Annotated in this window: 24 protein-coding genes; 18 read left to right on the top strand and 6 right to left on the bottom strand. The window is 34.7% G+C overall.

Features of this window, described 5'->3' with window-relative positions:
- Positions 1 to 137 precede the first annotated feature (137 nt).
- Positions 138 to 1,175, bottom strand: a complete 1,038-nt coding sequence (gene namA, locus ACXVYO_RS16035) for an NADPH dehydrogenase NamA (RefSeq protein ID WP_458467779.1) — start codon at positions 1,173 to 1,175, stop codon at positions 138 to 140.
- Positions 1,176 to 1,309: 134 nt separating this feature from the next.
- Between namA and ACXVYO_RS16030 the strand changes: the two genes are divergently transcribed.
- The 6 genes from ACXVYO_RS16030 to ACXVYO_RS16005 all read left to right on the top strand — a co-directional run bounded on the left by ACXVYO_RS16030 (position 1,310) and on the right by ACXVYO_RS16005 (position 6,180).
- Complete coding sequence (locus tag ACXVYO_RS16030) at positions 1,310 to 1,762, top strand: methylated-DNA--[protein]-cysteine S-methyltransferase (RefSeq protein ID WP_458467778.1); 453 nt, start codon at positions 1,310 to 1,312, stop codon at positions 1,760 to 1,762.
- 7 nt (positions 1,763 to 1,769) lie between these two features.
- The gene (locus ACXVYO_RS16025; RefSeq protein ID WP_458467777.1) at positions 1,770 to 2,783 is read left to right on the top strand and encodes a DUF2628 domain-containing protein; all 1,014 of its coding nucleotides are present in this window, start codon (positions 1,770 to 1,772) and stop codon (positions 2,781 to 2,783) included.
- A 76-nt stretch (positions 2,784 to 2,859) separates the two neighbouring features.
- A complete protein-coding gene (locus tag ACXVYO_RS16020; RefSeq protein ID WP_458467776.1) occupies positions 2,860 to 4,521 on the top strand; it encodes a peptide ABC transporter substrate-binding protein in 1,662 nt (553 codons plus the stop codon).
- A gap of 58 nt (positions 4,522 to 4,579) precedes the next feature.
- Positions 4,580 to 4,996: a FosBx1 family fosfomycin resistance bacillithiol transferase gene (fosB, locus tag ACXVYO_RS16015; RefSeq protein WP_458467775.1), complete on the top strand. Its 417-nt coding sequence runs from the start codon at positions 4,580 to 4,582 to the stop codon at positions 4,994 to 4,996.
- Positions 4,997 to 5,009: 13 nt separating this feature from the next.
- Positions 5,010 to 5,555 carry a short-chain dehydrogenase gene (locus tag ACXVYO_RS16010; RefSeq protein WP_458467774.1) on the top strand — a complete coding sequence of 182 codons (546 nt, stop codon included), beginning with the start codon at positions 5,010 to 5,012 and terminating at the stop codon, positions 5,553 to 5,555.
- Positions 5,556 to 5,568: 13 nt separating this feature from the next.
- Entirely contained in the window at positions 5,569 to 6,180 is a 612-nt protein-coding gene (locus tag ACXVYO_RS16005) for a phosphoserine phosphatase 1 (RefSeq protein ID WP_063261336.1), read from the top strand.
- A 44-nt stretch (positions 6,181 to 6,224) separates the two neighbouring features.
- Here ACXVYO_RS16005 and exsB read toward each other — a convergent pair whose 3' ends face one another.
- Complete coding sequence (gene exsB, locus ACXVYO_RS16000; protein ID WP_016088231.1) at positions 6,225 to 6,803, bottom strand: exosporium protein ExsB; 579 nt, start codon at positions 6,801 to 6,803, stop codon at positions 6,225 to 6,227.
- Between the two features lie 181 nt (positions 6,804 to 6,984).
- Here exsB and cotH point away from each other — a divergent pair, with 181 nt between their 5' ends.
- The 8 genes from cotH (at position 6,985) to ACXVYO_RS15960 (ending at position 14,754) form a co-directional block, all read left to right on the top strand.
- Positions 6,985 to 8,061, top strand: a complete 1,077-nt coding sequence (cotH, locus tag ACXVYO_RS15995; protein ID WP_458467773.1) for a spore coat protein CotH — start codon at positions 6,985 to 6,987, stop codon at positions 8,059 to 8,061.
- A 106-nt stretch (positions 8,062 to 8,167) separates the two neighbouring features.
- Positions 8,168 to 8,785 (top strand): NUDIX hydrolase N-terminal domain-containing protein, encoded by a 618-nt coding sequence (locus ACXVYO_RS15990; RefSeq protein ID WP_458467772.1) that lies wholly within the window; start codon positions 8,168 to 8,170, stop codon positions 8,783 to 8,785.
- A 93-nt stretch (positions 8,786 to 8,878) separates the two neighbouring features.
- Positions 8,879 to 9,481, top strand: coding sequence for an undecaprenyl phosphate transporter UptA (locus tag ACXVYO_RS15985; protein WP_000881202.1), 603 nt, complete (start codon positions 8,879 to 8,881; stop codon positions 9,479 to 9,481).
- A 97-nt stretch (positions 9,482 to 9,578) separates the two neighbouring features.
- Positions 9,579 to 10,958: a putative polysaccharide biosynthesis protein gene (locus ACXVYO_RS15980; protein WP_458467771.1), complete on the top strand. Its 1,380-nt coding sequence runs from the start codon at positions 9,579 to 9,581 to the stop codon at positions 10,956 to 10,958.
- A gap of 184 nt (positions 10,959 to 11,142) precedes the next feature.
- Complete coding sequence (locus tag ACXVYO_RS15975; protein WP_458467770.1) at positions 11,143 to 12,084, top strand: magnesium transporter CorA family protein; 942 nt, start codon at positions 11,143 to 11,145, stop codon at positions 12,082 to 12,084.
- A 198-nt stretch (positions 12,085 to 12,282) separates the two neighbouring features.
- The gene (locus ACXVYO_RS15970; RefSeq protein WP_000418724.1) at positions 12,283 to 13,179 is read left to right on the top strand and encodes a permease; all 897 of its coding nucleotides are present in this window, start codon (positions 12,283 to 12,285) and stop codon (positions 13,177 to 13,179) included.
- 3 nt (positions 13,180 to 13,182) lie between these two features.
- Complete coding sequence (locus ACXVYO_RS15965) at positions 13,183 to 14,052, top strand: TIGR03943 family putative permease subunit (RefSeq protein WP_458467769.1); 870 nt, start codon at positions 13,183 to 13,185, stop codon at positions 14,050 to 14,052.
- A gap of 195 nt (positions 14,053 to 14,247) precedes the next feature.
- Positions 14,248 to 14,754 carry an acyl-CoA thioesterase gene (locus ACXVYO_RS15960; protein ID WP_000141167.1) on the top strand — a complete coding sequence of 169 codons (507 nt, stop codon included), beginning with the start codon at positions 14,248 to 14,250 and terminating at the stop codon, positions 14,752 to 14,754.
- 126 nt (positions 14,755 to 14,880) lie between these two features.
- Here ACXVYO_RS15960 and ACXVYO_RS15955 read toward each other — a convergent pair whose 3' ends face one another.
- Positions 14,881 to 14,967 (bottom strand): YjcZ family sporulation protein, encoded by an 87-nt coding sequence (locus ACXVYO_RS15955; protein WP_000505094.1) that lies wholly within the window; start codon positions 14,965 to 14,967, stop codon positions 14,881 to 14,883.
- 160 nt (positions 14,968 to 15,127) lie between these two features.
- On the opposite strand from ACXVYO_RS15955, the gene cls reads away from it, so the two are divergent.
- The 4 genes from cls to ACXVYO_RS15935 all read left to right on the top strand — a co-directional run bounded on the left by cls (position 15,128) and on the right by ACXVYO_RS15935 (position 17,885).
- Positions 15,128 to 16,312, top strand: coding sequence for a cardiolipin synthase (cls, locus tag ACXVYO_RS15950; RefSeq protein ID WP_458467768.1), 1,185 nt, complete (start codon positions 15,128 to 15,130; stop codon positions 16,310 to 16,312).
- A gap of 31 nt (positions 16,313 to 16,343) precedes the next feature.
- Positions 16,344 to 16,802, top strand: coding sequence for a spore coat protein (locus ACXVYO_RS15945; protein WP_458467767.1), 459 nt, complete (start codon positions 16,344 to 16,346; stop codon positions 16,800 to 16,802).
- Positions 16,803 to 16,983: 181 nt separating this feature from the next.
- Complete coding sequence (locus tag ACXVYO_RS15940; RefSeq protein WP_001045960.1) at positions 16,984 to 17,163, top strand: hypothetical protein; 180 nt, start codon at positions 16,984 to 16,986, stop codon at positions 17,161 to 17,163.
- A gap of 101 nt (positions 17,164 to 17,264) precedes the next feature.
- Positions 17,265 to 17,885 (top strand): NAD(P)-dependent oxidoreductase, encoded by a 621-nt coding sequence (locus tag ACXVYO_RS15935; RefSeq protein WP_458467766.1) that lies wholly within the window; start codon positions 17,265 to 17,267, stop codon positions 17,883 to 17,885.
- A gap of 25 nt (positions 17,886 to 17,910) precedes the next feature.
- Here the strand turns inward: ACXVYO_RS15935 and ACXVYO_RS15930 are convergent, their stop codons facing one another.
- The 3 genes from ACXVYO_RS15930 to ACXVYO_RS15920 form a co-directional block, all read right to left on the bottom strand.
- Positions 17,911 to 18,393 carry a DUF456 domain-containing protein gene (locus ACXVYO_RS15930; RefSeq protein ID WP_458467765.1) on the bottom strand — a complete coding sequence of 161 codons (483 nt, stop codon included), beginning with the start codon at positions 18,391 to 18,393 and terminating at the stop codon, positions 17,911 to 17,913.
- Position 18,394: 1 nt separating this feature from the next.
- Entirely contained in the window at positions 18,395 to 19,702 is a 1,308-nt protein-coding gene (locus tag ACXVYO_RS15925; protein WP_458467764.1) for a hemolysin family protein, read from the bottom strand.
- Between the two features lie 208 nt (positions 19,703 to 19,910).
- Positions 19,911 to 20,780 (bottom strand): hypothetical protein, encoded by an 870-nt coding sequence (locus tag ACXVYO_RS15920; RefSeq protein WP_458467763.1) that lies wholly within the window; start codon positions 20,778 to 20,780, stop codon positions 19,911 to 19,913.
- Between the last annotated feature and the right edge of the window lie 243 nt (positions 20,781 to 21,023).

Raw genomic sequence — 21,023 nt, 5'->3', positions numbered from 1 at the left:
GGCAGTAAGACCCCCACCTCAAAATGCAGCGAAAGCAAAGAAGTTAGGTGGGGGATCAACTGCCCATAAAAGTCCGATTGGTGAGGGCTAATAATCAGTGGGGGATGAAGAAAACCCCCACTGATTAAAGTTTCACTTTATTTATTCGTATGGATTTTCCCTGGTGCTCGCTTGTATTGGTACGGTTCTTGTAACTCAAAGCCAAGTTCGTTGGCGGCTATTCTTGGGAAGTAAGGATTGCGAAGTAACTCACGTCCGATAAAAATTAAATCTGCTTCGTTATTATTTAAAATTTTTTCTGCCTGTGCCCCGGTCGTAATTAATCCAACAGCACCAGTTGCAATGTTAGCATGCTCTTTAATATGTTTAGCGTATTGTACTTGATACCCGGGGTATACATCGATGTGTGCCGGTACAACAGCCCCAGAACTACAGTCGATTACATCTACCCCTTGTTCTTTCATCCATTTTGTATACTGAACGTAATCTTGAACCGTTAACCCATCAGGATGATAGTCATTTGCTGAAATACGAACGAATAACGGTCCGTTCCAAACTTCATTTATTGAGTCAATAATTTCACGTAGGAAACGATAGCGATTTTCAGGTGAGCCTCCATATTCATCAGTCCGATTATTAGAAAGTGGAGAAAGAAATTCATTAATAAGATAACCGTGAGCACCATGTATTTCAATAACGTCAAATCCAGCTTGTTTTGATCGTATTGTAGCCTGCTGAAAAGCTAATATAGTATTTTTTATTTGCTGTATATTCATTTCTACTGGTATTTTCATTGTTTCATTAAACGGAATTGCTGATGGAGCGAGAGCATCCGTTTCTAATTCTGCTTTTCTTCCGGCGTGAGCGAGTTGAATGGCAGCTTTTGCACCGTTATCATGTATAAGAGTTGTCGTTTTATGTAAGCCTTCAATTAGGCTATCATTCCATATACCTAAGTCTTTGTTAGAAATTCTTCCTTCAGGTAACACGGCTGTCGCTTCAATCATAACTAAACCAACTTGACCGGCAGCTCTTGTTCCGTAATGAATGAGATGGAAATTAGTTACTTGACCATCCTCGTTTTCTGATGAATACATGCACATAGGTGACATAACGATACGGTTTTTTAATGTAACGTCCTTAATTGTATAAGATGAAAAAAGTTCGGAATTCATCCAACAGCCTCCTAGATTAAATTTTCTTACATTGTATCATTCTCTTTTTTGTTTTCCCTAATAAAACGCTTATACGAAAAATTTTGTCTATTCGTGTTACAATAATTAATATGAATTGAATTGGAGGATGACATATGTACCAGGCTTATTATGAAAGTGAATTAGGTTTGCTGGAAATTACAGCGAACGATAAAGGAATTACGTCTGTTATATTTGTTGATGTGAGACAGGAAGAACATAAAAATGAAATGATAGATCAATGTATAAATGAGCTAGATGAATATTTTAAGGGGAAAAGAAAAGAGTTCACGGTCCCGTTGTCTGCTGAGGGAACATCATTTCAAAAAAATGTATGGGATGCGCTCTATACTATTCCTTATGGCGTAAGTGCTTCATATTTAGATATTGCAGAGAAGGTTGGGAATACGAAAGCTGTACGAGCGATAGGAGGAGCGAATAGTCGTAATCCAATTTCAATTATCGTTCCATGTCATCGTGTAATAGGAAAGAGCGGGAAGCTTGTTGGGTATGCGGGTGGTTTATGGAGGAAAGAGTGGTTATTAAAACACGAAGGTATTTTGAAATGACGTATGGATGAGAAGAGGGATTGTTTTGAAGTGTATAAATTGTGGGCAACTTTGCAAGGAAAATCAGTTGAATTGTGAAAGTTGCCAGCGGACCTTGCATAATGAACAAGGTGAAGGAAGCTCGCTAATAGACAAAGAATTAGAAGTATATGTAGGGAGACAATATCCGTATTACAAAAGGAAATGGGAGCTTGAGGAAAAGCGGATTGCTAGGTGGAGCTGGAATGGTTGGGCGGCTATTTTTAATGTAGGTTGGCTTGGATATCGTAAGTATTATTTGCCTGCAGCTTTATTTATATTGTTATTATTAGCATGCGATGCGTTTTCTTATTATATGGGATTCAACGTAGCACTGCCAATCATTAATATGGTGCCTCTTACGTTTTTATTACTCGTTTTTATTTTATTTGGAATGGCTATTTTTGCGAATGGATTATATTATCAATTTGCAGAAAGGCGCATATATCGAATAAAAGCACGAGAAATTCAAGATGAATCGGTTGAGAAGTATCTCATCCGTGATAGTGGTGGAACGAGTAAAATGGGAGCAACCATCGTTACGATTTTAGCGGTTGCTAGTATCTTTTTCAGCCATTTCTTTTTCCCGACTGATCGAGATATTATACAAAAGGTTCGTGCAGGCTCACTATATGAATATCCGTTCTTTTCCATTGGTGAATCATTTGAAAATTATTTTAGAAATCCAGGTTGGGTATATTATCGTGGCACGGAAGGATTAGAATTGGTAGAGTTCCAAGGAGAAAGTCCGGATATGCCAAGGAAAAAGGTGAAGATCCAATTTGTTGTTGACTATAAATTGGGCGAGATTGAGCCGTACTCATTGACGATTAATGGAGAATCTAAAAATGAGGAAGAGTTTTTGAAGATAATGGACGAAATATTTAAAGTTCAAAATCCATTTGACATAGAGGATGGATTACAAGTAAAAGGAATAGAAAAAGAAGCGGATAGAAGGGCGTTCTATCCGCTTCTTTTTTTACTGTACAAAAATAATATTTGAAATAATCTGAATCTTTTGTATAATAATATGTATTATACTAGCTTTCATTTATACATATAGATTGGGGGAAGGAAGAATGAAGAGAAAGGTAACAACGATTGCTGCATTTGCATTATCGACAAGTGTATTAGTTGCAGGTTGCGGAAATGGGGAGAAGGCATCTACAACGAAGAAAGAAGCAGGTAAGGGAGCAGCAGATAAGCAAGTTTTAAACTTACTAGAAGCAGCAGAAATTCCTTCAATGGATACGTCAAAATCGACGGACTCTGTATCATTCCGTGCCTTTGTCAATGCAATGGAAGGGTTATATCGTTTAGATAAGGATAATAAACCAACTCCGGGTATGGCAAAAGATGTGAAGGTTAGTGAAGATAAAACGACATATACATTTGAATTACGAGATGCAAAGTGGTCTAATGGCGATCCAGTTCGAGCGCAAGATTTTGTATTTGCATGGCAACGCGCATTAGATAAAGCAACGGCAGCTGAATATGCATTTATTTTATTTGATGTGAAAAATGCACAGAAAGTAAATAAGGGAGAATTACCGTTAGATCAATTAGGAGTAAAAGCAAAGGATGATAAAACGTTAGTAGTAGAATTAGAACAACCAGCACCATATTTCCTTGAGCTTACTTCATTCCCAACATTTTTCCCTTTGAATGAAAAATATGTGAAAGAACAAGGGGATAAATATGCATTAGAAGCAGATAAACTATTATATAATGGACCATTTACGATGAGTGAATGGAAACATGAACGAAGTTATCAGCTAAAGAAAAACCCTAATTATTGGGATAAAGATACTGTGAAGTTAGAAGAAATTAATGTAAATATTGTGAAGGAAACGAGCACAGGAGTAAATTTATATGATAGTGATCAAGCGGATCGAGTAATTTTAAGTTCTGAATTCGTTGATAAATATAAAAAGAATAAGCCAGATGAATTTAAAACGAAGTTAGATCCACGTATGTATTTCTTGCGTTTTAACCAAAAAAATGCAACGTTCAAAAACCAAAAGGTTCGTGAAGCGATTGATCTGGCATACGATAAAAAAGGAATTGCCAATGTTATTTTAAATGACGGATCATTACCAGCATATTTCTTAGTACCTGAGAAATTTACGACAGGACCAGATGGAAAAGATTTCCGTTCTGTAAATAAAAATTTCCGTGACAGCAAAGATAATGCGGAAAAAGCAAAAAAATTATGGGAAGAAGCGAAGAAAGAGCTTGGCCAAGATACAATTACAGTAGAATTTCTAAATGATGATAACGGTAGCCGTAAAAAAGTGGGCGACTTTATTAAAGAAGAGTTAGAGAAAAATTTACCAGGTATTAAAGTGAATTTGAAACAACAACCATATAAGCAGAAGCTAGAGTTAGAAAAGAAATTTGAATATGAATTCTCATTATCCGCATGGAGTCCGGACTATCCAGATCCAATGACTTATATTGATATGTTTGTTACTGGAAGTGCATTTAATGAAATGGATTATTCTAACCCGAAGTATGATGATTTAGTAGCAAAATCAAAAGGAGAACTATTAAAAGATGATAAAGCACGCTGGAATGCCCTTGCAGAAGCTGAAAAAATCTTAATTGGTCAAGATGCTGCCATTTCTCCTACGTACCAACAAAGTACGGCATATTTAGAAAAACCATACGTAAAAGGTATTGCGAATCATACGTTTGGTGGGGACTTCAGTTATAAATGGGCATATATTACAAAGAAATAGTATAATAAAAGATGAGTGAATTTTCGCTCATCTTTTATTTGTATAGGAGGAATTAGAGTTGTTAAAAGGAATCAATCATCTTTGTTTTTCAGTATCTAATTTAGAAGATTCTATTACATTTTACGAAAAAGTACTAGAAGGAGAATTATTAGTTAAAGGGAGAAAACTCGCATATTTCAATATATGTGGGGTATGGGTAGCGCTTAATGAAGAAACACATATCCCGAGAAATGAGATTCATCAATCTTATACGCATATTGCTTTTTCAGTTGAACAGAAAGACTTTGAACGCCTACTGCAGCGATTAGAAGAAAACGATGTTCATATTTTACAAGGAAGAGAACGGAATATAAGGGACTGTGAGTCTGTATATTTTGTTGATCCTGACGGCCATAAGTTTGAATTTCATTCAGGGACATTGCAAGACCGACTTAATTATTATAGAGAAGATAAACCTCATATGACATTTTACTAAGGGAGGAAAGAAGTTGCATGCGCTAGTAATTGGCGGAACAGGAATGCTTAAGAGAGTTTCTATGTGGCTTTGTGAGCAAGGGTTTCATGTTTCTATTATTGGACGAGATGAAGTGAAATTAGAAAATGTTAAGCGAGAGAGTGCTGCGCCAGAAAGTATCACATGTCTTCCGTTAGATTATCATAATGATGACGATATAAAGCTAGCTATTAAAAGTACAATTGAGAGGAATGGTCCCATAACAGTAGTTATCGCATGGATACACGTAAGTGCGAAGGATACGTTATCACTCATTTGTAAAGAATTAGACTTATCGTCTGAAACATACAACGTTTTTCATATTTTAGGTAGTAAAGCGTCGCGTATGCCCGCACAAAAAATAGGAGGTACGCGATGTAGCTACCATAGAATAATATTAGGTTTTATATTAGAAGATACATACGGGAGATGGCTTACCCATGAAGAAATATCGTATGGGGTAATGAAAGGAATTGAGAGTAAATGTGATGAATGGATTGTAGGACGAGTAGAACCGTGGGAATTGCGGCCAACATGGTAAGGGGGAATGAGAAATGAAGACAACGGTATATGTAACAAGGCATGGTGAAACGGAATGGAATGTAGCGAAGCGAATGCAAGGGCGGAAAAATTCTGCTTTAACTGAAAACGGTATGCTACAAGCTAAGCAATTAGGAGATCGAATGAAAGATTTATCTATCGATGCGATTTATAGTAGTCCGAGTGAAAGAACCCTTCATACTGCAGAGCTAATAAAGGGCGATCGTGATATACCGATAATTGCGGATGAGCATTTCTATGAAATTAACATGGGTATATGGGAAGGACAGACAGTCGATGATATAGAAAGGCAATACCCAGACGAAATACAATTGTTTTGGTATGAGCCACATCTTTTTCAGTCAACATCAGGAGAAAATTTTGAGTCTGTTTATAAAAGGGTAATTGAGGGGATACAGCTTCTTCTAGAAAAGCATAAAGGAGAAAGTATATTAATTGTTTCCCATGCGGCAGCGGCAAAACTACTTGTAGGACATTTTGCAGGTATTGAAATAGAAAATGTTTGGAATGATCCATTTATGCATAGTGCTAGTCTTAGTATAATAGAATTTGAAGAAGGTAAAGGTGAAGTGAAGCAATTTGCAGATATAAGTCATTTTCAGTAAGCATAAAAAAAGGCCGTGAAAACGGCCTTTTTTTATATGAAAAACTAGCAATTACGTTTTTTGTACCAGAAGTGATCGAATTTCTTGTTTTTGCAAGATGGGAATTTATGTCCGCCTTTGCAATCATTCCATTTGTGTCCATTATCGTGACAGTCTCTACCATGATCACATGAATCATCGCACGAGTGACCGTCTCTATGCGGGAAGAATTCGCACTTTTTACAGAAGCTTCGTTTTGTCCAGAAAAATTTCTTTTCAAAGCGTATGCATTTTGTAACGAACGTACAATGTTTCCTACGCGTCACTTTCGTAACTAAAACGCATTCTTTTCTACGCGTTACTTTCGTAACGAACGTCCATTTTTGAACGCGTACACGAGTGCATTTTGTAACAAATGTCCATTTTTTTACATGCGTACATTTTGTAACGAACGTACAATGTTTCACACGAGTACATCTTGTTCTTGGACATTTACCCCCAGTTGTACATTTACATCCTGTTGTACATCGATGATGAGAGAATTTATCATCATCGCACTCAAAAGCACTTGGATCTTGATGTAAAAAATCCTCCATCCCAGCACTTTTGATTTCTTCAACCGCTTTTCTAATATCACGTTTCATAGAAATCCTCCTTATCATGTATTCAGGTGAAAAGGTATTCTTTTTCCTTAACATGATATGAGATATGACGTCTTTCTGAACAGGACAAGAGTGTAATTTTATATAAATAGATGATAGCGGATGTATGGACAAGACAAGGCGCATACATTGAATGAAGAGAACTGAGAAGGGATGTGAAAATATGCTACCTTCATATGATTTTTTTATTCATCCAATGAACCTAGTGGAATTGAAAAAAGAAATTTGGTCAGACAGTCCAGTGCCAGCAAAATTAACTTATGGAAAAAAGAAGTATGACATTGATATCGTATACCGAGGGGCTCATATTCGTGAATTTGAGAAAAAGTCTTATCATGTTATGTTTTATAAACCGAAAAAGTTTCAAGGTGCGAAAGAGTTTCATTTAAATTCTGAGTTTATGGATCCGTCTCTCATACGAAATAAATTATCCTTAGATTTTTTTCATGATATTGGTGTACTTTCACCAAAATCACAACATGTATTTATAAAAATTAATGGTCAAATTCAAGGAGTATATTTACAGTTAGAATCAGTAGATGAAAACTTTTTGAAAAATAGAGGATTACCGAATGGTTCTATTTATTATGCGATCGATGACGATGCGAATTTTTCTTTAATGAGTGAGAGAGATAAAGATATTAAAACTGAGCTTTTTGCGGGTTATGAATTTAAATGTTCGAATGAAAATAGCGAAGAACAGCTGAGTGAATTTGTATTTCAAGCGAATACTTTGAAGAGGGAAGCTTATGAAAAAGAAATTGGAAAATTTTTGCATGTAGACAAATATTTAAGATGGTTAGCTGGCGTAATTTTTACGCAAAACTTTGATGGTTTTGTTCATAACTATGCACTATATCATAACGATGAAACGAATTTATTTGAAGTGATACCGTGGGATTATGATGCGACTTGGGGGCGAGATGTACAAGGGAGACCACTTAATCATGAGTATATTCGTATTCAAGGTTATAACACGTTAAGTGCTAGATTGTTAGATATACCTGTATTTAGAAAACAATACCGAAGTATTTTGGAAGAAATATTAGAAGAAAAATTTACTGTTTCGTTTATGAGGCCGAAAGTTGAAGGTTTGTGTGAATCGATTCGTCCATATTTACTACAAGATCCCTATATGAAAGGAAAATTAGAAACATTTGATCAAGAAGCTGATATGATTTATGAATATATAAATAAAAGAAGAAAGTATATACATGACCACCTACATGAATTGGATTAATTTTGAAAGAGATTGGAACATTATCAATCTCTTTTTTTGTATAATAAAGATGTATCAGTGAAACTAACTTAATATCCAATTAAAAGAGGATGGGAGATGTGGAAACATGACGGTAAAATGGATTGATTGGGTAAAACAAATACAAGCTATAGCCCAAGCGGGTTTAACGTATTCTAAAGATGTGTATGATATAGAGCGTTTCCAACAATTACGGGATATTTCCATTTCGATGATGTCACATTATACAAAGACAGATTGGGAAGTTGTAGAGAATTTATTTGCAAATGAGACGGGCTATCAAACACCGAAAGTTGATATAAGAGCAGTCGTATTTCAAAATGGAAAGTTATTATTTGTGAAAGAAAAAAGTGATGGGAAATGGGCATTGCCAGGTGGATGGGCTGATATCGGTTATACGCCAACAGAAGTAGCAACGAAAGAAGTTATAGAGGAGACGGGTTATGAAGTAGATGATTTTAAGCTACTCGCTATATATGATAAAGAAAAACATCAACCATCGCCTTCAGCAACGCATGTATATAAAATTTTTATTGGCTGTAAGATTATTGGTGGCGAAAAGAAAACGAGTATTGAAACAGAAGATGTGGAGTTTTTTGGTGAAAATGAATTGCCTAATTTATCGATTGCTAGAAATACTGAAGAACAAATTAAAGAAATGTTCGCCTTCATGAAAGAACCTCAGAAAGAAACCTTACTAGATTAATAGATAATATTGTTGGAATGAAGATATTGGCAGAATGCAACCTTTATGTAATAATGGGATGGTATGTGAAGAAAAAAGGAGATAGAAAATAAAATGTTAGCAAGCATAATAGATCAGTTATTGCAATTTTTTGCAAGCTTAGGTTACTTTGGAGTAGCGCTAGCTTTAATGATTGAAATTATCCCGAGTGAAATTGTACTTTCGTATGCGGGCTTTTTAGTAGCGGATGGTAAAATTAGCTTTGTCGGTGCAGTTATTGCTGGGACAATCGGTGGTACGTTAGCCCAAATCTTTTTATACTGGCTTGGATACTATGGAGGCCGTCCAGTTGTAGAGAAATACGGGAAATATCTACTTATTAATAAACACCATTTAGACATAGCGGAAGGTTGGTTTAAGCGTTACGGAGCAGGAGTAATCTTTTCTGCGCGCTTTATCCCAGTCGTACGTCACGCAATCTCTATTCCAGCAGGATTAGCTAAAATGCCGTTAAAACTATTTACACTGTATACTGTAGTTGCGATTATTCCATGGTCAATACTATTTATATACTTAGGTGAAAAGCTTGGCGGGAATTGGCGACACATTAAAGAGTATGCATCTGATTACACACATTACATAATTATAGGAGCGGTTCTCTTTGTTGCTCTATACTTTGGTTTAAAGTATTTCAAAAAGAAAAAAGCAGCGCGTTAAAGTCAATGATTTTTCATTGGCTTTTTTTAATTGTTTCGGTTCTAAAGAAAAGGAGTTGTCCATAATGTGTAATAATAAAGCGTAGCGGAGGAATGTGATGAAAGGGTCACCGTTTATACGTGGAACGATATTTTTAACGATGGCAACGATGATATCTAAAATGTTAGGATTTATATATGTTATACCATTTACAGCCATGGTCGGTACGAGTGGGTACGTTTTATACACGTATGCATATCGCCCGTATACGATTATGCTCAGCATTGCGACGATGGGGCTACCGCTCGCAGTTTCAAAAATGGTATCAAAATATGATCAACTGAATGACTACCATACAGTTAAGAGAGTACTAAAGAGTGGCATCTTTTTTATGTTAATAATGGGAGTAATCTCATGTTTAACCCTATATATATTAGCTCCACATTTAGCTAAACTTGTAATCGATGGAAATGATCAAACAGGGAATAGTGTAGCGGCGGTCACAACTAATATTCAAATTGTAAGCTTTGCGTTAATACTTGTACCGGTAATGAGTTTATTAAGGGGATTCTTTCAAGGGTTCCAATCGATGGGGCCTTCTGCTTTAAGTGTAGTGGTAGAACAATTTTTTCGAGTCTTAACCATTTTGATAGGAAGTTTTGTCGTTTTATATATTTTAAAAGCTTCTATCTCTCTAGCTGTTGGTATTTCAACGTTCGGTGCCTTTATGGGAGCGATAGGTGGACTGACTGTTTTAAGTGCATATTACATAAAGAGGAGAAAGCACTTAAAGAAAAAAGAAATGGTAAGTATACCGCAAACCACGAAATCATTTTTTTCGCTGTACAAGGAGCTCTTTACATATTCAATACCGTTTGTTGTCGTTGGTTTAGCAATTCCGTTGTATCAGACGATTGACACATTTACAATTAATAAACTACTTATACAAATAGGATATATGCAAGGAGAAGCGGAGAAGATTAATGCAATAATTGGTCTTGTTCAGATGGTTGTACTTATCCCAGTTTCCGTTGCGACTGCTTTTAGTATGTCTCTCGTACCTGAGATGACAAAAGCCTATACAGCAGGAAATGTGAAGTTACTGTACAAACATTTTACGAGGACGAATATATTAGTAGTAGGTATTACGGTACCAGCAGCAATTGGAATGATGTTGCTAGCAAAACCAGTATATACTCTTTTATTTGGTGCCGGCAATGATCCGGAGATGGGGAGAGTTATTTTACAATATTATGCTCCTGCTTGTATACTATTTTCGCTTTTTACAGTAACGGCAGCGATGTTACAAGGAATTAATCAACAACAGAAAACGGTGCTAGGATTAGTGATTGGCATTATTGTGAAGATAGTTTTAAATATTGTATTGCTTCCGTATTTTGATTATGTAAGTTTTATTATTTCAACATACGCTGGTTACACGATTTCAGTCGGCTTTAACTTGTGGATGCTTTCTAAATATGTTATAAAGGCAACATAAGCTTTTTAAGGCAGAGAGCACTCTGTCTTTTTCTTTGTTTAAAATATTTTTCTTATAAAAACGTTTTCAAAATAATTTTTCTATTGAAATTTAAACGTATGTTTCATATGCTGAGAATGGCGGTTCAAAAACTGTTGTGTAAGAGAGGTAGATTCCTACATGTAAAAAGAATCGGGGTGATAGTATGTTAAATATTTATTTAACAGACCGAAACGGAAAACTACAAGAGATTGAGGAAATGCAGAAGGGTTGCTGGATTAATGTACTTCATCCAACGGAAGAAGAAATTCAATATCTAGTACAAACTTTAAATGTAGACTTAGATTTCATTAAAGACCCTTTAGATGACGAAGAACGTTCTCGTATTGAAAAGGAAGACAGTAATACTTTAATAATCGTGGATATTCCAACAGTTAGACATGACGAAGAAGGAAATTCGATTTATGACACGATTCCAATAGGTATGATTGTCATGCCAGATTGTTTTGTGACAATTTGTTTAGAGGAAAATCCAATTTTTGAACGTTTTATTAATCAACGTATTAAAGAATTTTATACGTTTAAAAAGACACGCTTTGCACTCCAGCTCTTATATACGATTTCTACTTATTATTTAAGATACTTAAAGCAAATTAACAGAAAAACAATCGATTTAGAGCATCAATTAAATAAGTCGATGAAAAATAAAGAAATTTTCACATTGCTAGGCCTTGAAAAAAGTTTAGTTTACTTTACAACATCATTAAAGGCGAATAAAATCGTAATTCAAAAATTAATGCGTAACAGTACATTTTTAAAAATGTATGAAGACGATCAAGATTTATTAGAAGATGTATTAATTGAAAATAAACAGGCGATTGAAATGGCGGAAATATATAGTCACATTTTAAGTGGAATGATGAATACTTTTAGTTCCGTTATATCAAATAATTTAAATAGTGTTATGAAACTGTTAACGTCTATAACAATCATTTTATCGCTACCAACGATGGTTTCTAGTTTCTTTGGAATGAACGTAAAGGTTCCGTTTGAAGGAGAAGCACATGGTTTTGTAATTGTACTCATAATATGTGTAACACTGTCTTTCACACTAGCATTTGTATTTTGGAAGAAACGTTACTTTTAACGATAAGAAAGCTGCTCTAGCATAGTTGTATAACTACGCTAGAGCAGCTTTTTTGCTATGGAATCCAAAGTTTTGAATAGAATATAACTTATAAAATGTAATGTATATGAAGGGAGTGAATTCCGTATAAGTCTTGTCCAATTAATAAAATGGGGTTAAAATTACATATTGTTAATGAAAAGTTGGAGGAAATACATCATGGAATTGTTTCAATTACCGAAAGCATTCCTGCAAATGAATACAATCTTTATCTCCATATTGATCGAAGCACTTCCTTTTGTGCTCATTGGTGTATTTATTTCAGGATTCATTCAAATGTTTGTGACAGAGGATATGGTAGCAAAATGGATGCCGAAAAACCGTTTTCTGTCTGTTTTAATGGCTACTTTTTTAGGGATGATGTTTCCGGGCTGTGAATGTGGAATTGTTCCGATTGTAAGACGATTAATCGGAAAAGGAGTTCCGCCATATGCCGGGATTGCATTTATGTTAACTGGACCAATTATTAATCCCGTCGTATTATTTGCAACTTATGTTGCCTTTGGAAGTAGTATGCACATGGTATGGTATCGTTCTATTGTAGCGATTATCGTAGCAATTATCGTTGGAATTATATTATCATTTATGTTTAAAGAACATCAATTAAGAGATGATCACTTCCCAGAAGTGAATCATAAGCGTCCATTACGTAAAAAAATGTGGGATGTATGTACGCATGCTGTTGAGGAATTTTTCTCGATGGGAAAATATTTAGTATTAGGTGCGTTAATTGCAGCTGCAGTTCAAACGTTCGTACAAACTTCAACACTTCTTGCTATAGGACAAGGGCCGTTTTCTTCACCAGCTGTTATGATGGGTCTTGCTTACATTTTATCACTTTGTTCAGAAGCGGATGCATTTATTGCTTCGTCTTTCCAAAGTACATTTTCAACAGCATCACTTGTCGCGTTCCTCGTATATGGGCCGATGGTGGATATTAAAAATATGTTTATGATGCTTGCAACATTTAAAACGAAATTTGTAATTGTCGTTACAGTTACAGTTACACTTGTTGTTTATGCAAGCTCACTACTCATTTATGCGATGGGGTGGTAGGTTATGTTTCGAGCATATATATTATTAGGTTTTACAATCTTAATCGCGCAGCTTCATATTTCAGGTAATATTACGAAATATATCAATATGAAGTATGCCTATTTATCAACAACAGCAGCTATTATTTTAGGTTTTTTAACGGTCGTTCAAATTATTATCGTTTTCCAAAAAGAACATCAAAAAGAAAAAGAACAGCACAATTGTGGTTGTGATCATAGCCATTGCGGGCATGATCATTCGAAAGATGAAAATACTTGGTGGAAAAAAGCATTTTCGTACACATTATTTTGTTTTCCGATAGTCACAGGATTGTTTTTCCCAATTGCAACATTAGATTCGGACATTGTTAAGGCGAAAGGGTTTCATTTTCCAGTAGCACAAGCAGAAAGTAAAGATCCATTTATGACAAGGCAATTTCTAAGACCTGATACGAGCATTTATTACGGTAAAGAAGGATACCGTGGTGTAATGGAGAAAGGGAAAAAAGAGTTTGTTACGAAAGATAGTATTACTTTAAAAGATGAAGATTTTCTAAAAGGGATGGAAACAATTTATAATTACCCTGGCGAGTTTACTGGAAAAAAATTATCCTATAAAGGGTTTGTTTTCAAAGATGATTCTTCTAAAAAAGAACAATATTTCTTATTCCGTTTCGGTATTATACATTGTGTAGCGGATTCTGGTGTATATGGTATGTTAGTGAAAAAACCAGAAGGGGTAGAATGGAACAATGATGATTGGATTCAAGTTGAAGGAGAGATATCAACGGAATTTTATCAGCCATTCCATGCGAACATTCCTGTTTTAGAAGTAACGAAATGGAATAAAGTTGAACAACCGAAAGAACAATATGTATTTAGAGGAGCCGATTGATTACATCGGTTCTTTTTTGTGGACTAAGAGTTCTGAATGTTGTTAATATTAAACGTGTAATGATAGTGAGCTCATACCGTTCTAGTGTTAATGGGAAATGGAACTCTTACCGAACTTCTTTGCTCCAGCCGAATTTTGTGGTGGGAGTCTTAATGTCTGCAATTAGTGGATTAAATAATCAAAGAGGTGATAACAATGACTGAAGTAAAGGGAAAAACAGCTAATGAATCCAGAGTGTTTAAAACGAGCCGAGTATTTCCAACAGATTTAAATGATCATAATACGCTATTTGGTGGAAAGATATTAGCCGAGATGGATATGGTTGCTTCTATCTCCGCAACGAGGCATGCAAGAAAAGAATGTGTGACAGCATCTATGGATTGGGTAGATTTTTTACATCCTGTTCGCTCTTCAGATTGTGTTAGTTATGAATCCTTTGTAATTTGGACGGGTAGAACTTCTATGGAAGTATTTGTGAAGGTAGTAGCAGAAGATTTAATTTCAGGTGAGAAACGTATAGCAGCAACATCATTTGTTACATTCGTTGCACTTAGTAAGGAGAATAATCCAGTTCCAGTTCCTCGAGTAATCCCTGAAACAGAAGAAGAGAAAGAATTACATCGCATTGCTGTGTTACGTGCAGAACAACGTCATATACGTAAAGCAGAGAGTAAGAAAGTAGCCACATTACTAACTTTTTGAGTTGAATATGTCGTCGTTAACGGTATTATAACGAACTGAAATGTTTTTCATATGAAAAGCGGACACCTAAAAATAGGTGTCCGCTTTTATAGTTTTTTCATCCACATATCATATGACGATAACTACTTAGCAGAAGCAAGCAGCACCGACTATGATTAAGAGGATAAATAATACGACTAATAGCGCGAATCCATTACCATGTGCGAAGCCCATTGTTATTTCCTCCTTTTATTTTAAGATACAACATACAATATGCAAATGAGCTATCGTTTGCTATGGACATATATCATGTAATGACATATTTTCTTGAATGATAATGTATTAAAAAAGGGAAGATATAGAAATAACAGTAAGTGGAGAAAGGAAAATATCCATGAAACACTTTTTCGCTGTACTCCTTTTTTTAGTAGGTGTATTCATTTGGATGAACATCGATGTGGAAATGGGGAAAAAAATGGCTAGTGAATATGAATTAGGACAAGTTCGATTAGGTGATTTTCAACTATATACGAACGGCGAAGAGTTATATAAGAATTTATTTGAGGATATACGTAATGCTGAAAAGTACATATATATCCATTTTTATATTGTAGGTAAAGATGAAATAAGCCAAGAATTTTTGCAGTTACTCGAGAAAAAGGCATCGAGTGGAGTAGAAGTGAAATTGTCAGTTGATCGAATAGGTGGATATAAGCTGAAGAAAAAGATAATTCGTCAACTAAAAAGAAACGGTGTCCAGTTTACGTTTAGTAAAAAGCTTAAACTGAAACATGTATTCTATTCATTGCATCAACGGAATCATAGACGCATTGTTACGATAGATGGGAAGGTCTCATACGTCGGCGGTTTTAATATTGGAAAGGAGTACCTTGGACAAGATCCGAAATTTGGTCCGTGGCGTGATTATCATGTACGAATCAATGGGAATGGTGCTACGGATATGGAAAGAAAATTTGCTGCTGATTGGAAAGAAGATACAGGAGAAATAATGCCTGTACATGAAAGTTTACCTGCAATAGGGAATGTGAAATATCAATATTTATTTTCAGATGGAAAGGGTTTATGGGAGAAATATGGAGCGCTTTTAAAGAAGGCTAAAAAGTCTTTAATTATTGCTACGCCATATTTTGTACCAAGTAGAGAAATGATGAATGAGTTAAAGGATGCACTACATCGCGGTGTCAATGTGAAAATTCTCGTACCATTTAAAAGTGACGCGGTATTGTTAAAACAAGCGGCTTATCCGTATTTGAAAGATATGAACGATGCTGGAGCAGAAATTTATCAATATCGGAATGGTTTTTTTCACGGGAAAGTAACAATCATTGACGGAGAAATTGTCGATATAGGTACAGCGAATTTTGATAATAGAAGTTTTTATTTAAATTGTGAATCTAATTGTCTCATATATGATAAAAAAGTTGTTGCTGACGTATGGAACCGATTAAAAGTAGATTTTCATAAATCAAAAAGATTTTCGGAAGCAGATTTTGAGAAAATTAGTAAATGGGATTGGTTTTTAGCAAGAATAGCAAATGTTATAGCATCATATTTATAGTGTATATACAAAAGAGAAGGGAGGTACTTTCATGGATTGTATGAAAGAATTAATGAGGTATAGTTATATGCTTATATATAAGGTTGGGGAGTATACAGGAAAGGTAAGAGACGAAGAATTAAAGGAGCTATTACAGCAGCATTTACCTTATATGCTGCAAGCATATAATGAACAAGTAAATTTTCAAGAAGGAGAGAATGTACAGCATATAACTTGTGAACCAATTTCATTTCATTTTCATGAAATGGAAAAGGAAACTGATAGTAAATATACAGGGGATGTCCATATTGCAACTTGTTATATTTCGCATTTAAAACGGTTAGCACTAAAGTTCGCTCAAGTGGCAGTTGAAGTTGCGAATCCAGAATTTCGCTCTTTTTTAGAAAATTGCTTCCTGAAAATGAACCGTTATGCCTATAATGTATGGCAATATGTTGTGAAGAAAGAGTATAAGATTAAACAGGTATATGAAAATGAGAAGTTTGCATAAGAAACTAAGGCGGAAAGATAGGCGCCTTAGTTTTTTACTTTTCATGAAAAAAATGAGAGTCTATGTGTATTGTCAGAAAATTTACAAATATTTACCGTTAATTTACTATTTTTCAATCTTTCCTTTAAAAATAGAGAGTAATATGGGATTGTACATATTCTATCTAAAGGAGGAAACGCAAATGAACAAATGGGTTAAATCATTAACTGCTATGGCACTTGCAAGTTCTTTATTAATGGTAGGTTGTAGTAAAGGTGAGGACAAGAAGAAAGAAGACGATACAACAACACAACAAGAGGACAAAAAGGATAAAGAAACAAGTGGAACTGAGAAGTCTACGGATTCTAAAGAAAAGAAATAAAATAATAATAGAGCTTCCTCTTATGTATGAGGAAGCTTTTTTGTTGTAAATTGAGTGAGATTATTGAAAAATAGAGAAAGAATGAAATAGGGGGGAAACAAATGAAAGTATGTATATTGGGAGCAACTGGGCGAGTAGGTTCAAACATAATAAAATTAGCATTAAAAGATTCAGCTGAAGTGAATGCATTAGCGCGTGATGTAAATAGACTGGAAATACATCATGAAAGGTTACGAGTTATAGAAGGTAATGTATGGAATGAAAATGATATAAAGAAAGTGATAGAAGGAAGCGATATAGTAATTAGTGCACTTGGAACGGATCAAAATGGGACATTAGCGAAGAGTATGCCACAAATTATAAAGCAAATGGAAGAAGAAGGAGTTCATAAAATCATTACAATAGGAACAGCTGGTATTTTACAAGCGAGAACAAATTTAAATGTATATCGTTTTCAATCAACTGAATCAAAAAGGAAAACGACAACAGCAGCAGAAGATCATTTAGCTGCATATAAGATACTTAGTCGTAGTAATTTATGTTGGACGGTTGTTTGTCCGACGCATTTAATAGACGGGGATGCAACAGGGGTATATCGAACTGAAAAAGATGTATTACCAGAAGGTGGGACGAAAATAACAGTTGGTGATACAGCACAATTTACGTGGAATCTATGTAGTGAAAACGAATATGAGAATAGTCGAGTAGGTATTTCCTATTAAAAAAACCATCCCGAAACTGGGATGGTTAAAAGATGATATAACATACAAATATGATAATCATAATAATTTGGAGAATGGCTTTCGCTACTGTACTGCTTAAAAAACCAACTACAGTAGCAACTCCTACTAGAAAGGCGTCTTTTGGCGCTTTTTTATGCATGAGTTCTGTAATAAATACCGATAAGAACGGTATGATAATTAAACCGAATGGTGGGAAGAAGAAAGACCCAACAATGATAGAAATCATACCGACACGTTCGCCCGATTTAGAACTCCCGTATTTCTTTAGGAAATATCCATTCGCAATAAAATCAGCAACGAAAATGAAAAGTGTGAAAATGACTTGAATAATCCAAAAGGAAGTTGTTAATTCTCCGCCATTTATACCAAAATGGTAAATGAAATATCCAGCCCATACAGCAAGGATGCCTGGAATGATAGGATAAATAAAGGCGAGAAATGAAACAATGAAACAGGCAATGATACAGATTGTTAATAATACTGTCACTTTATAACTCCTTCTTCGTGTCTAATTTATGTACCGCAATTTTTTTCACTTGATGTCCATCAAGTTCTAGTGCTTTAAATTGAAAACCAGCAAATTCAATGAAATAACCAGCCTCAATATTTAAGTCCACTGCTTGAGAGAGGAGCCAGCCTCCAATTGTATCTAAATCGCTATCATCAATATGTAGGCCAAACATATCATTTACTTCAGAAATGAGTACTTTCCCATCTAAAACAGTAAGCTTCGGCGTACGTTTTTCAATCATAGGTGATTCATCCGCATCAAACTCATCTTGAATTTCTCCAATGATTTCTTCAAGAATATCTTCCATTGTTAAAAGTCCAGCAGTACCACCATATTCATCCATAACGATTGCCATCTGAACACGATTCTTTTGTAGATGTACGAGTGTTTTGCGAATTGGAACAGTTTCAAATACAGTTAGTACTGGATGTATGTATGATTCAAGTGGCTTATGAATGCCTTTCGTTTGATCGTGAAACACTTCTTTCGTATTGATCATACCAATAATATCATCTTTATCTTTTTCGATGATCGGATAGCGTGTAAACTTTTCAGTTGCGACGATATCCATATTTTCTTCTAACGTATTTTCAGTAGATAAGCAAATCATTTCTGTACGAGGGACCATAATTTCTTTTGCGACCCGGTCGTCAAATTCAAAAATATTATTTACATATTTATATTCGGTTTGGTTAATTTCACCGCTTTTGAAACTTTCACCTAAAATGAGTCGTAGTTCCTCTTCAGAATGGGCAAGTTCATTTTCTTTTGCAGGCTCTAAACCGAGTAGTTTTGTGAAAAAGATAGCAGTACTATTAAGTAGCCAAATGAATGGATACATAATTTTATCAAATAAAATAAGAGGTCGTGCAAACTTAAGTGTAATTGCCTCTGCTTTTTGAATTGCGAAAGACTTTGGAACTAATTCACCTAATACAACATGGAAAAATGTAATAACACTAAAAGCAATAATAAAGGATAAAGTATTAGCCATTGTTCCAGTAATATTAATTTTTTCAAAGAGCGGTCGTAGTAAATGTTCCACAGTCGGTTCACCAAGCCAACCAAGTCCTAAAGAAGTAATCGTAATTCCGAGCTGACAAGCTGATAAATAAACATCTAAATTAGAAATGACACTTCTTGCAGCTAAAGCTTGTTTATTGCCTTCATTTGCAAGCTGGTCAATTCGACTTTTTCGTACTTTTACAACAGCGAACTCTGATGCAACGAAAAAGCCGGAAATAAGGATAAGTACAAAGATGAGAAAAATATTTAATATGTCCAAGTGTGTTCTCTATTCCGTAGTTTGGAATAAAGATGTCACCTCCTGCAATTATGTTATACTTTTATAATAAATCCAAACGAAAAGAATAGTCAAAGAAAAAGGGTGAATATTGGTATGTTTCTGCAATAGTTTTTGAATTTGCTGTTATTTTGTCCGCTATACAAAAGGAATAACCCCCTACTTTCAGATTCTAGAGGGTTATTTCAAATTAAGGTTTTGGAATACTTCTCGTTAAAGCGTATGATTGTTGTTTAAAGTGGTTTGTTGTCCATAGTGTTTGAAGAAAAGAAAGTATGCAATATGGGATATACAAAAGTAGTAAGCTTATTGTAACAATTACAGGTGCATTTCCGCCGAATTGAACGATAAATTGTAATAATCCGCTTGCGTGAAAAACGCATTCCATAAAAATGAATGAAAGAATAACGGAACCTAGAATAGATTTATGATTCGAAGTAAGTGCCAAAAACAATGTATCTACAAGGAAAGAAGATTGTTTTATTTCATATTCATTTCTGTTACTTAAGAAAGGGATCCATTTTTTTATTGCTTGCATAACGATAATCATGGAAGTACTACAAACGATGATAAAAGATGAGTAGTAAGGAAGCTTTATAAATTTTGCGATGTACAGGAGTAGTAATAAGACTGAGCATTGTAATAATACAGTACAAAAAGAGTACGGTATCCATCTTAATAAAGAAGTGAACCTCTTAACCGAATGAGGTACTTTAAAAAATAAATGGCCAATGCCTAAGCTGATGAAGAATCCGATCGCAAGAGTAAAGGTAAAACGAACAATCGATACAAAATATATTTCCCATATGTAAGGGAATAACGGTGTTGAATGGTTAGAAGTATGAACCATCTGATTTGCCGAGAAAAAGATAGACTCGTGCATCCAATCAATCTTTGGAATTGTCATAGAAGAAAGTTGTGCGAAGTTATGAAAAATGCTTATAAACCCAGTTATGTATGAGTATTTATGTGTAATGAATAAAGCCGGAATAGGACTAATGATAAAAATAATGAGAACACCGACGATAAATTTACATATATGTGAGCGCAATAAAGTCATGTAATCACCTACTCTTAGAATATTCAGAAAATTCTTATTCTTATTTTAGCTTTTTTCTGTGTAAGTTACAATATATTTTTCTTAAAGAAATTTAGTATTGTAGGGGATATAAGTGAATGAAACGTGAATAAATTATGACAAGAAAATGAATAATTTTCAGAAAAGTAAAATAAATTATTTATTTTTTTCTGAAAATATAATATAGTTATGGCACAGAAAGTATTTTAACATAAGGAGGCTGTT

The organism is Bacillus sp. BC08 (assembly GCF_054326875.1).
The sequence above is the reverse complement of the archived record's forward strand: the minus strand, read 5'-3'. Positions and strand labels throughout refer to the sequence as shown.

What these genes read in the sequence shown, in the direction of transcription:
- namA (WP_458467779.1), bottom strand. Translation starts at nt 1,175, where the DNA reads ATGAATTCCGAACTTTTTTCATCTTATACAATTAAGGACGTTACATTA.
- ACXVYO_RS16030 (WP_458467778.1), top strand. Translation starts at nt 1,310, where the DNA reads ATGTACCAGGCTTATTATGAAAGTGAATTAGGTTTGCTGGAAATTACA.
- ACXVYO_RS16025 (WP_458467777.1), top strand. Translation starts at nt 1,770, where the DNA reads ATGAGAAGAGGGATTGTTTTGAAGTGTATAAATTGTGGGCAACTTTGC.
- ACXVYO_RS16020 (WP_458467776.1), top strand. Translation starts at nt 2,860, where the DNA reads ATGAAGAGAAAGGTAACAACGATTGCTGCATTTGCATTATCGACAAGT.
- ACXVYO_RS16005 (WP_063261336.1), top strand. Translation starts at nt 5,569, where the DNA reads ATGAAGACAACGGTATATGTAACAAGGCATGGTGAAACGGAATGGAAT.
- exsB (WP_016088231.1), bottom strand. Translation starts at nt 6,803, where the DNA reads ATGAAACGTGATATTAGAAAAGCGGTTGAAGAAATCAAAAGTGCTGGG.
- cotH (WP_458467773.1), top strand. Translation starts at nt 6,985, where the DNA reads ATGCTACCTTCATATGATTTTTTTATTCATCCAATGAACCTAGTGGAA.
- ACXVYO_RS15990 (WP_458467772.1), top strand. Translation starts at nt 8,168, where the DNA reads ATGACGGTAAAATGGATTGATTGGGTAAAACAAATACAAGCTATAGCC.
- ACXVYO_RS15985 (WP_000881202.1), top strand. Translation starts at nt 8,879, where the DNA reads ATGTTAGCAAGCATAATAGATCAGTTATTGCAATTTTTTGCAAGCTTA.
- ACXVYO_RS15980 (WP_458467771.1), top strand. Translation starts at nt 9,579, where the DNA reads ATGAAAGGGTCACCGTTTATACGTGGAACGATATTTTTAACGATGGCA.
- ACXVYO_RS15975 (WP_458467770.1), top strand. Translation starts at nt 11,143, where the DNA reads ATGTTAAATATTTATTTAACAGACCGAAACGGAAAACTACAAGAGATT.
- ACXVYO_RS15970 (WP_000418724.1), top strand. Translation starts at nt 12,283, where the DNA reads ATGGAATTGTTTCAATTACCGAAAGCATTCCTGCAAATGAATACAATC.
- ACXVYO_RS15965 (WP_458467769.1), top strand. Translation starts at nt 13,183, where the DNA reads ATGTTTCGAGCATATATATTATTAGGTTTTACAATCTTAATCGCGCAG.
- ACXVYO_RS15960 (WP_000141167.1), top strand. Translation starts at nt 14,248, where the DNA reads ATGACTGAAGTAAAGGGAAAAACAGCTAATGAATCCAGAGTGTTTAAA.
- ACXVYO_RS15955 (WP_000505094.1), bottom strand. Translation starts at nt 14,967, where the DNA reads ATGGGCTTCGCACATGGTAATGGATTCGCGCTATTAGTCGTATTATTT.
- cls (WP_458467768.1), top strand. Translation starts at nt 15,128, where the DNA reads ATGAAACACTTTTTCGCTGTACTCCTTTTTTTAGTAGGTGTATTCATT.
- ACXVYO_RS15945 (WP_458467767.1), top strand. Translation starts at nt 16,344, where the DNA reads ATGGATTGTATGAAAGAATTAATGAGGTATAGTTATATGCTTATATAT.
- ACXVYO_RS15940 (WP_001045960.1), top strand. Translation starts at nt 16,984, where the DNA reads ATGAACAAATGGGTTAAATCATTAACTGCTATGGCACTTGCAAGTTCT.
- ACXVYO_RS15935 (WP_458467766.1), top strand. Translation starts at nt 17,265, where the DNA reads ATGAAAGTATGTATATTGGGAGCAACTGGGCGAGTAGGTTCAAACATA.
- ACXVYO_RS15920 (WP_458467763.1), bottom strand. Translation starts at nt 20,780, where the DNA reads ATGACTTTATTGCGCTCACATATATGTAAATTTATCGTCGGTGTTCTC.